The sequence below is a fragment of the Tepidiforma sp. genome, assembly GCF_034433535.1.
In the GTDB taxonomy this organism is placed as follows: Bacteria; Chloroflexota; Dehalococcoidia; order Tepidiformales; family Tepidiformaceae; genus Tepidiforma.
The window spans coordinates 1-9,624 of the sequence record NZ_DAOUAO010000048.1 but is presented as its reverse complement, the minus strand read 5'-3'; the positions used below and the strand labels follow the sequence as shown (position 1 = coordinate 9,624).

At 66.8% G+C, this 9,624-nt stretch carries 8 protein-coding genes; all 8 read right to left on the bottom strand.

The genetic code is table 11. From position 1 onward, the window contains the following. Positions 1-2,450, bottom strand: a 2,450-nt coding sequence (locus VAE46_RS02635; protein WP_322795358.1) for a hypothetical protein, incomplete at its 3' end; no start/stop codon positions are given. 231 nt (positions 2,451-2,681) lie between these two features. After that, a complete protein-coding gene (locus tag VAE46_RS02630) occupies positions 2,682-2,906 on the bottom strand; it encodes a hypothetical protein (RefSeq protein ID WP_322795357.1) in 225 nt (74 codons plus the stop codon). 114 nt (positions 2,907-3,020) lie between these two features. Further along, the gene (locus VAE46_RS02625) at positions 3,021-3,653 is read right to left on the bottom strand and encodes a class I SAM-dependent methyltransferase (protein WP_322795356.1); all 633 of its coding nucleotides are present in this window, start codon (positions 3,651-3,653) and stop codon (positions 3,021-3,023) included. 69 nt (positions 3,654-3,722) lie between these two features. After that, complete coding sequence (locus VAE46_RS02620) at positions 3,723-4,520, bottom strand: class I SAM-dependent methyltransferase (protein WP_322795355.1); 798 nt, start codon at positions 4,518-4,520, stop codon at positions 3,723-3,725. Further along, positions 4,517-6,052: a radical SAM protein gene (locus VAE46_RS02615; RefSeq protein WP_322795354.1), complete on the bottom strand. Its 1,536-nt coding sequence runs from the start codon at positions 6,050-6,052 to the stop codon at positions 4,517-4,519. Before VAE46_RS02615 ends, VAE46_RS02620 begins: the two co-directional genes overlap by 4 nt. A gap of 209 nt (positions 6,053-6,261) precedes the next feature. Beyond that, complete coding sequence (locus tag VAE46_RS02610) at positions 6,262-8,190, bottom strand: cupredoxin domain-containing protein (RefSeq protein WP_322795353.1); 1,929 nt, start codon at positions 8,188-8,190, stop codon at positions 6,262-6,264. A gap of 449 nt (positions 8,191-8,639) precedes the next feature. After that, positions 8,640-8,813 carry a type II toxin-antitoxin system PemK/MazF family toxin gene (locus VAE46_RS02605; protein WP_322795352.1) on the bottom strand — a complete coding sequence of 58 codons (174 nt, stop codon included), beginning with the start codon at positions 8,811-8,813 and terminating at the stop codon, positions 8,640-8,642. Continuing rightward, positions 8,791-9,003: a hypothetical protein gene (locus tag VAE46_RS02600; protein WP_322795351.1), complete on the bottom strand. Its 213-nt coding sequence runs from the start codon at positions 9,001-9,003 to the stop codon at positions 8,791-8,793. Before VAE46_RS02600 ends, VAE46_RS02605 begins: the two co-directional genes overlap by 23 nt. Positions 9,004-9,624 lie beyond the last annotated feature (621 nt).

The following is a 9,624-nucleotide window of genomic DNA, read 5'->3' as shown; positions in this document are numbered from 1 at the left end:
ACGGTGGTCTCGCCGACCCACGGGTCCTCGACGCGCAGCGTCAGCCGCATCGGTCCGCGGGCGTTCAACCACCAGCGGGCCTGGTACTGCCCGCTGCCTCCCTCAATCTCGCCATCGACGGGCTCCTCCCACGGCCGCCAGTGCGGTTCCAGGAAGGCCGTCATGCCATCGACGTCAACGTCCTGCCGCCACGAGCAGAAAAGCTGCCCATCGTCAAAGCGTGTGGTCACCTCCCTGACCGTGAGCAGACGTTCGATGGCACCCACCCTGGCCGCATCCTGGCCGTGTTCATTCCCGGCGAAGAGTTCGAGGTACAGGACCCGGTCAGTCCGGCCCTGGACAGTCGATGAAACGTCCCGGAGCGAGAAGTTCGCGCTTCGTTGCCCGCGGATAGGGCCGAGCTCCTGTACTGCCTGCCCGTCGGCGGTCACCAGCCGGAGGCTGGGCCGCACCGGGGCAGAGGCGTGCACCTGGAGCTCCCAATCGCCGGCAAGCACTTCGTCGAGTGGAATCACTGCGCTTTCCTGCCAGCCGCGCGGTTTAGCGCTGAGCCATCGCCACTCGACCGTCGGCAGCACGACCACGGCCGCGGTGGTGCGTCCGGTGCGGGAATCCGTCACCGCCAACGGGATGCGGCCATCGCCATCCAGGTCCTTGAGAATCCAGACGTCATGCCCCGCCGCCTGTCCCAGGTCGCCGGGTGTGGCGACCTGAACCTCCCCGGGAATTTGCACCATGACCAGGCGGATGTCGCCCGAGTCGGTGCCATCCGCTGCCGGTCGACGGACCCGTGGCGCGAGAGGCACGTCAAACCCGCGGACCCCGGCCGGCAGGATGCCGATGCGCTGTCGCACTCCAAGGCCGATGGGTCCGTTGGCGGCCACATTCCAGGTGCCCACGTCGCAACCCGGTATGAGGTCGTGCAACTGCAGCCGCCAGGTGCCATCCTGCAGAACGCGAGGAAGCCGGGCCGCCGGCAGGACATACGTCTCGGCCGTTTCCCCTACCCGTTCAGCGCGCACTTCCCAGAAACTCAGGTAACGTTCAGGAGAGGAGCCCGGCCGGTCCGGGATGCACAATTCGGGCAGCGCATCCTCGGCCGCGAGCAGGTCGGTATTCAATGGTTCGAGCCAGGCGGGCAGGGGATTTTGAGTGAAAAATGCCGACTGCGCGTGGCCAGCGACCCGGTACCTGGGGCCATCCGAGGCCGCCTGCCACCCGACTGGCGCCACGCGGAGTTCCGTCGCCCCTTCGCAACGGATGAGCTGCATCAAATACCCGTTCCAGCCAAGCGGAGGCCCCAGGGTATCGCAGACCGTCAGTTGCCCGTCCGTCTCGAGCTTGCTGTCCCCTGGCGCGAGGAGCCACCACGCGTCGCCGTCGAGCACCTCACCCGCGGGGAGCAGCCTGCCGTCGCGCTCCGCAAAGAACAGCACCGGGCGGTCTTCCGAGAGTAACGGAATTTCCCACCGGTCAGGCTGAGACCCTTCGTGCACGAGCTCAACGCGGAGCGCGTTCGCCGGCCGCGACACGCCAAGCGCCTCTTTTTCCCGTGTCCGGGCGAATTGCGGCGGGCAGGCGTCGACTTCGTACTGCTCGCCCCCAGGGGCAACCATCACCCTCCACGTCGCGGGGTTGTCGACGTATGGGAGGTCGACCACGACCTCACAGCGGTACGAATCAAACCGCACAGCGGGGCGTGCTCTGCGTTGGCTTGAGTGGTGCCTTGGGACATGCGTCTGTCGCTGCTTCAGCCACTGGTCGATGCCGCGGCGCAACCAGCCCGGGAGGCCAGAACCGGAATCGGCCTGTCCGCGCAGGGCCGATTCACAGTACGCCAGCGTCCGGTCGATGAGGTCGCGCGCAACCGGGCCGCCGTACAGCACGAAGCGGCGTACGGCTTCCGTGGTGACGCGCTTCTCAAGCGTCGCCAGCCAATCCTGGATATCGCGCGCGTCCCGGCCAACCTCCGCCGGCCGCTCGATGGCTGGCCAGATAACCTTTTCCATGAATGTGTCGATGTGCTCGCGCGGCATGAGTGCGTGGGCGAGAATCGGCCCAACGTACTTCCTGGCGCCTTCTTCAACGAGCTGGCGAAACTCCGGCATGTGGTACTGCCGGACCGTGCTCAGGAAGGTCTCGCCGAGATCAATTCTCCACCGGTTTTTCTCTGCTTCGGGAACGTCCGATTTCTTAAAAAGAATCGTGAGCACGCTCTCCCAGAGCTGATTGCCGTTGGAATTTCTGCGAGCAAGATCGACGAGAAGCAGCGATATAACTTCCGGAATCTCTTGTGTCGGAGATCGGCCAAATTGGACCATGTCCTGGATCAAATAGATGAGCTCAAAACGCTGTGGTTCATTCAGCTCAATCTCGCCGATAAGCTGCCTGCCCTCCAGCTGCGCGGTCACCCAGCTCGTGGCTTCCTGGATGCGGGAATCGATGCTCATGCCGGCCTCCCGGATGACCGGGAGCGTAGCCGGCTGGCCGAACGACGACAAGATGCGCGGATTCGCTGGAACTGTCGCGAAATTGGCGCGTTTGGAGCCTGCCCGGTGCGGGCTGTTCGACGTGATTGCTCGATTCAATCGGGAGGCAGAGAGGCTTTCCCCCGGCGGCCGTCAGCCCCGCGCCGACGATTCCCCTGGCCGGTAGGGGCACGTGAAGGCGAGGCCGGCGCGTCACGGCAGGCGGAAGCGCTTCGGGCGTTCCATGCGAAACCGGGCGCGGCTATTGCGCAGGGCCTCATCTATTGCTGCGAACATGAGCTCGACTTCTTCGTCGGTGTACTCGTAGTTCGCCCGGTTGGAAAGATTGCCCAGCAGGCGAATCTTTTCGATCACCGCATTGGTGCGGGTTTCGGCCAGCCTTCGGAATCGTTCCGCTTTGGTTTCATATTCGTACATGGTGATGCCCCGCGCCGATAGTAGCCAAATCCGCACAGGCTGAGAAGGACGGGAAACAGTTCGTTCGACACACGCTCCGGGTCGCCGCCCTTGCGCTGCCAGGAGCCCACAATGTCAGCGCGTCCTGGAGGCCCCATCATCGCCTTCTGCCGGCACGAGGACCAGCGCGCGGTAGAATCCGCCCGCAAGACGCCGGTCGCGAACCACGCGAAGCGGCAGCCCGGCGAGCAGCTCCTCTACCCTGCGGTCGAGGTGTGTTCCCAGCAGGGAGGGCGGCGTGCGCACCAGCAGCTGCCGCGCCAGGCCCCAGCGGCCGGGCGGTGCAAAATGGTCCAGGACGGCGATGCGCCCCCCGGGCTGCAAGACCCGCATCGCCTCCGCGAGGATGGCCCGGGGGGCCGGTGCGACGCTCAAGACGAGATGGAGGATCACCGCCGAGACCGTCCTGTCCCGGAGGGGGAGCGCCCCGCCGTCGGCGAGAAGGAAGTGGCCGGCCAGCGATGGCCTGGCGCAGCGGGCCCGCTTCAGCATCGCCGGGGAAAGGTCGATGGCGATGACCGTTGCGCGGGGCGGAAGGAGCGGGAGATCGAGTCCCGTGCCCACCCCAACCAGCAGCACGGAGTCGCATGGCTGCAGGTGGAGGGCCGCAATGCTCGACCTGCGCAGCGGCCGGTAGGCCCGGGCGAAGAGCGGGTCGTAGATGGGGGCCATCCAGCGGTAGGTCTTGCGGATCTGGGCGCTGTCCATGGGCCGTGGCCTGGTGCTTTGGTGTGCCTGCCGGTTGCCGCCGCCGGGGACCGCCGGTGGCGCGTCCCCTCAGTCCCGATTGCCGGTGATGATCGCATACCCGAGCCGGCCTTCGCGGATGCTCGCGGTCGCGACCCTGGCGATCTGCTTCGCCCGGAGGACTTCCTCGATAGCGAACGGGCCCTTGCCAAGCCGGGCCATGACCTCGGCACCGAGCAGCTTGAACCTCACCCGCGAGGCCAGGCTCGCCAGGGCATCGTTATGCTCCTGCCAGGTCAAGCCTGCGAAGCCCGCGCATGAAAGCAGGGCCACATACTCCTCGGCCGGGCGCGCATCGGCCAGGCAGGCAACCCAGCCAAGCAGCGTATCCAGCTCCGGGGGCAACTCCCCCTGGCGCGTGATATCGCTGAGACCAAGCCTCCCGCCCGGGCGAAGGACGCGGGCGAACTCCGCTGCGGCGGCCTCCTTAGAAGGAAACGTGCAGAACGCGCACTCGCACAGCACAGCGTCGAACGAGGCATCGGGGAAGGAGAGCGCCTCAGCATCGCCCACGACGAACGACGCCAGGTGGTCGACCCCGGCGGATTGTGCCGCTTCGCAGGCCAGCCTGGTGTTCGCAGCGCTCAGGTCGACGCCCACCACCGAACAGCCGAATTCCCGCGCGAGGGCGATTGCCGAGGTCCCGCGGCCACAGGCCACATCGAGCACGCGCGAACCGGGGCCGAGCCGCAGCTGCCGGCCGAGGTGCAGCGTCAGGTCGATACCGCCGGGGTGGAACGATTCGCCCAACAGGAGCCGGGCCCATTCGCTCTCGTAGGCGGCGGCGCAGCAGACCTTGGCCTCGGAGGGCGTGGGTGCGACCGTCATGAATGCCGACCGTTCGTGCGCGCGCCGGGCGCAGTATCGAAGCGGAAGGTCAGCGGCTGCGGGGTAAACGGGCGACCTTCCCGCCGCGCGCGGGCGCGCTCCCGTTCGCGCTGGCCGAGCTGGACGCGGGCCTGTTCGCGGTAGCCCAGGGTGTTGTAGGCGCAGAACGGGATCTGCTTCCCATCAGGCAGCAGGAATTCCTTGCAGCACTTCATCAGGTTCTTCTGGTTGAAGGTCCAGGGGTCCATGAAATCCTGGAGCATGACCATGAACACCCGCTTTGAGAGCTCGCCCAGGTCCATCGTCGGGAGGTCGCAGGCAGCACAGGACAGGGCGAAGTCGCGGGTGGCCCTGTCCGACCCGGGCATCGCGGCCGACGACCAGAGCCCTTCGAGCGCTGCCCGCACCTCCGCATTCATATCGGGAATAATGCGGTTGGTGATGTAGTCGAGGTAGTCTTCGACCTCGAGCAGGCGGGGCAGCGGGATGACGCTCCCGTCATCATCGAGGTAGGCGTAGGTCACGGAGTTGCAGGTCGGGAAGCAACACGGCACGGGAACGAAGTCGCTAACCAGGAACTTGCCGGCCGTCTGCTCCTCAAGGGCGCGAAGGATATCGGGAATGGTGATGCGCTGGAGCGGGTCGTGCCCGCCGTGGCGGCCCGCGTGGAAGGCTGGCTGGAAGTTCACGCCGCGGACGGCGGGGTGGCTGATGCCGAACTCGACGATCCTCCCCACCTCATGCAGGTTCACGCCCCGTTCGATGGCGGGCACCAGCACCACATCGCAGCCGATGGCGGCAAGGCGATCGAGCGCCCGCAGCTTCTCGGGCAGAAGGTCGGCCTCACCGCGGATGGCCTCCCAGGTGGCGGGTTCGAAGCCATCAAACTGGAAGTAGATGGAGGGGCGAATTTCCGCGATCTCGGCGAGGAAGGCGTCGTCGTTGGCGATGCGGCGGCCATTCGTGTTGATCATCACATGCGGGATGCCGCGCGCCTTGGCCGCCCGGAGCATCGCCGGGAGCTCGGGGTGGATGGTAGGCTCGCCCCCCGAAAACTGGACAAACTCCGGATTCCCCTCCGTCTCGACGAAGTGGTCAAGGATGGCCTCAACCTCCTCGAGAGTGAGGGAAAACCCCGCCCCGGCATCGGCAAAGCAGAGCGGGCAATCCATGTTGCAGGCGCTGTTGATCTCGATGATGCCGACGCAGGCGTGCTGCTGGTGGTCGGGGCAGAGGCCGCAATCGTACGGGCAGCCCTGCGCGATCTCCGTCGAGAATTGCAGCGGAATGGTCCCGGGCTTGTTGAACCGCGCAGAGGACGTGTAGGCCTCGGCATCGCCGTACACGAGCGCTTCGAACTGCCCGTGCTCAGGGCAGCGCTTGCGCATGTACACCCGGTTGTCGCGCAGGAGGATGTGGGCATCGATCACGCGGCGGCATTCCGGGCAGATGCTCCGGGTCAGCTCATAGAAGACGTAGTCGGAATCCTGCCTGGTGGGCGGGATTCCGCTGGCGGCGGGCCTTTCTGGCATCGGCTTCCTCCGTGAGTGCCGCTCAGGGTAGGGGGTGGGTGTTGCGGTGCTCGGTGACCGCCATCACAGATGCCCCGGTGCGCGCTCCCGGCGGTGCGGGCCTCCGCGCGGCGCCGCTGCCTCCCGCGCATGGGCAGGATTCACCCGGCGCCGAACAGACGGGTGGCGGGGAGGACCCTCCCCGCCACCCCTGCATACGCCCCCTGCCCCTAGCGGGCGATGATCTTTCCCTTCATCTGGTTGGGGTGGACGTCGCAGACGAAGGTGTACTCCCCTGGCGTCGTGAGGGTAAACGTCAGCTCCCGCGAACCGCCGTCCGACTGCTTGAAAATCGGCGTCTTCGCATCGAAGCCGCCGGGCCCGGAGATGTGGAAGTTGTGGGGCGTCTCGCCGTCGCTGTTCACGAAGCGCACCTGCACCTGCTGGCCCACCGGAACTTCGAGCAGCGCCGTATCGAAGGCGACATTCTTGGCCGTGATGGTTGCGCGGGTGCCCGCCGCCGGCGTGGCGCCGGCCGGCGTCTGCTCGCTGCGGAGCGGCGGGAACGGCACCGACCCCAGGTGCGGGCCGAGCCAGTTCAGCTCGTTCGCGAGGTGCATGCCGCCAGCGCTCTCGAATCGCGTGTTGGTGACGGTCCACTTGCCGCCCTCGAACGCGATTTCGGAGGCCGGGAGCATCAGGCGCCCGAACTTGCCGCCGGCCATGGGCGGCGGGGGCGTGTTGCGGCCGTGGTAGTAGACGATGGAGGGGAGGTCCTTCTCGAACTCGCCCGCCATCGCCCCGTCCTTGCCTGGAGGCGCCGAGAGCTGCAGGCCGCTCTGGTCGAGCGTGGCCTCGTAGAAGGCGACGAGCGCCTTCGCCGCCGGCGCCCGCAGCTCAGCAGGACCAACCTGGACGAGGGAGTTGAGCCCGCCAATGATCCAGGCCACATCGTCCACCGAGTAGACCGTTTTCGACTTGAACGTCCCCGTCTTCGGGTCGAAGTCGGCCGCCAGCGCCTCCCAGTGGGTCTTCACCGCGCCCAGCAGGCCGCTTTCGCCGGTCGCATGTACGGCCGTGAGCAGGCCAACGATGGCGGCCGAGCGCTCCGCAGGGCCGCCATCGGCGCGCTTCACATCGGTCCAATCGGCCGCAATGCGGGCGATTCGGTCGAGCGCGCCGGAGCGCAGCGCCTGGTCATCCGCCGTCCATGCGACGTACGAGAGCGCACGCATGGCCGAAGCGAACTCATCGGCCGTCTCGGGCTTGCGGTCGCCAAGCGCGGTGAACAGCCGGCCCACCGCCATGGCGAACATGGTGTGCGAGTCGGGGTTGTAGTAGCGCAGCGACTGGTCGCCAGTCAGGCCGGCGATGTCGGCAAGTGCCTGCAGCATCGTCCAGTTGCCGCGGTAATCCAGCCTGCCGTCGCTGTCGCGGTAGAGGCCCGTCCCCGGGTCCATCAGTGTCGTCATGGCATATTGCCCCTGCATCTGGGCGAGCATGCTGACCATCATGCCCAGGAAGCGCTGCTGGGCGCCGAAATCCGATTCGGGCGTGCCGAAGTGGCTCGCGGTGTGGAAGTTTCGGGCCCACTGGCTCTCCTTGAGCATCAGTTGAGCCTGGCCTTCCACGCCTACGACCGTATCGAACGTGGACGGGTCGAGCCGCAACGCGCGGAAGTCGGTGGGCGAAAACGTCGTCATGTCTGCTGTCAGCGCGGTGTCGCCGCTCCGGAACACGGCCTGCAGCGGGAGGATGTTCTCGGGAAGGAAGGGCATCCCCGGTTCCTTGCTTCCCACCATCTGCATTGCGGCGGTCACCATCTCCATCGGCGGCTCGAAGGGGATGCCCATGCCCGAACCCATCGCGAGCGGCCCGAAATGATCGCGGCTGAGCCAGTAGCCCTGCCAGACCATCGCCGAGTAGTTGAACTCGGGGTCCGCGCCGTCGATCCCGCTGGGGGAGCTGAAATCGATCTGGGTGGCGGTGCTGCCGGCTGACGGAGTTGCTGTCTGTTCGGCCGCCTGCGGCGCGCCCTGGGTCGCCGTGACGATGGGCGCCGGCGCGCGCGAGCTTCCTCCCCCTCCCGAGCACGCGGCAGCGATGGTGAGGATGGCGCCGGCTACGCTGAGGAGCAGTGCGGTACGTTTGGTCTTCACACCAGGTACTCCCGGACCGCGTGGATTGGACCAGTCCGAAGCGTGCCTTCGGACGTTGTGGTCTGGCGGTCGCATGGGAGCGTCTCGTGGGGTAGCGGTGTCGCTCAGTGCCGACGATCACCGAGGCCGACGCTCGCCGGTGATGAGGATCACCGAGCACCCCGGTGCGACATCCGGCAGCGCGCGCTGCCTCTGCGATGTTCATGCCGGGAGGGCAGGCCTTTCAGCGACTGCAAAGTCAAGGGGGTGGGGGAGCGGGGCGTGGGGGGTTGCGTTCAGAGCCCGAGGACGAGCCGCAGCGATCGCTCGACCTCCGCGAGGTCCCGGGGCGAGAGTCGCCCGAGAAGGCGGTCGAACGTCGCGCGGTCCACAGTCTCGACAATGGCCTTTGCCAGTGAGGGGCGCGGCAGCCGGGCAGCTCTCCAGTCGTCCAGCAGGTGGTCGCCGAATCAGTGAGCGCTGAGGTTGGTTGTCAGCGGAACAATGAGCGTATCGGCGCGGGAGGCGTGAAGCTCGTCGACGCTGACCACGACCGCGGGTCGGCGCTTGATGCCGGAGCCATCGGAGAAGCGGACGCTGACGAGGAAGACATCGCCGCGCCTACAGACTGTCGAAGATGGCATCGTCATCGTTGTCCCAGGCGGCGGCGAGCGCCGGGTACTTGCGCGCGGCCACAGAGCTGGGTTCCTGCCCCGAAGCGCCCCGGGCTCGCGCCGGGATCTCGAAGAGCTCCTGCAGGATGCGCGCAAGCTTCTCGACCTGGTCGTCGGACAGCTCATCGACGAGGAGATGCAGGCTCTCCCGGGTCGTCACAGGGGGAGTATATCCGGTTCCACCCCCGGGCCAGCGGGAGAGATGGGCGTATGAACTTCAGGCACCGCCCTGTGCAGCGCGTTTCAGGGAAAAGACAGGGCCTCAGGTTGTGAAGCGTCCCCGAAGGTGTCGGCCCGCCCCCTTCCCCTACCCCCTCACCACTGCACGAACATCGGCATCACCGTTCATTTGTACTAAAAAGGGGGAGGGCTTCCCCTTCCGCCTGGCCGTTACTCTGCCCGGCCGGCGCCGCGGCTGACCGGGCGCGCACGCGCCAACCGGCGCCGGCCCACGGCCCGGAGCGGTGGCCATGCACTCTCTGCCTCTCACTTTGTATCGCATCTAGTCTCCTGCACTAGTCTTCGTATCTATTCGAGTCTCATTTAGTCGAAACTACTTGATGCCCCTACTCTCGCGCCCAATCATCCAGGTATCAAGACCACGGGGTGCTCAGTGGCGAAGCGAAACCGACGGCCGCTCACGGTGCGGGCCGAGTGGAAAGCAGGCCCGACCAACCCGGCATGGGACGAGCTTTGGCGCCGCATCTTCGCTGGGCCACTTCGGGGCTTCAACGCCGCCGAGCCGCATTCGGACGAACGATGACCTCGCTCGAACTCACTC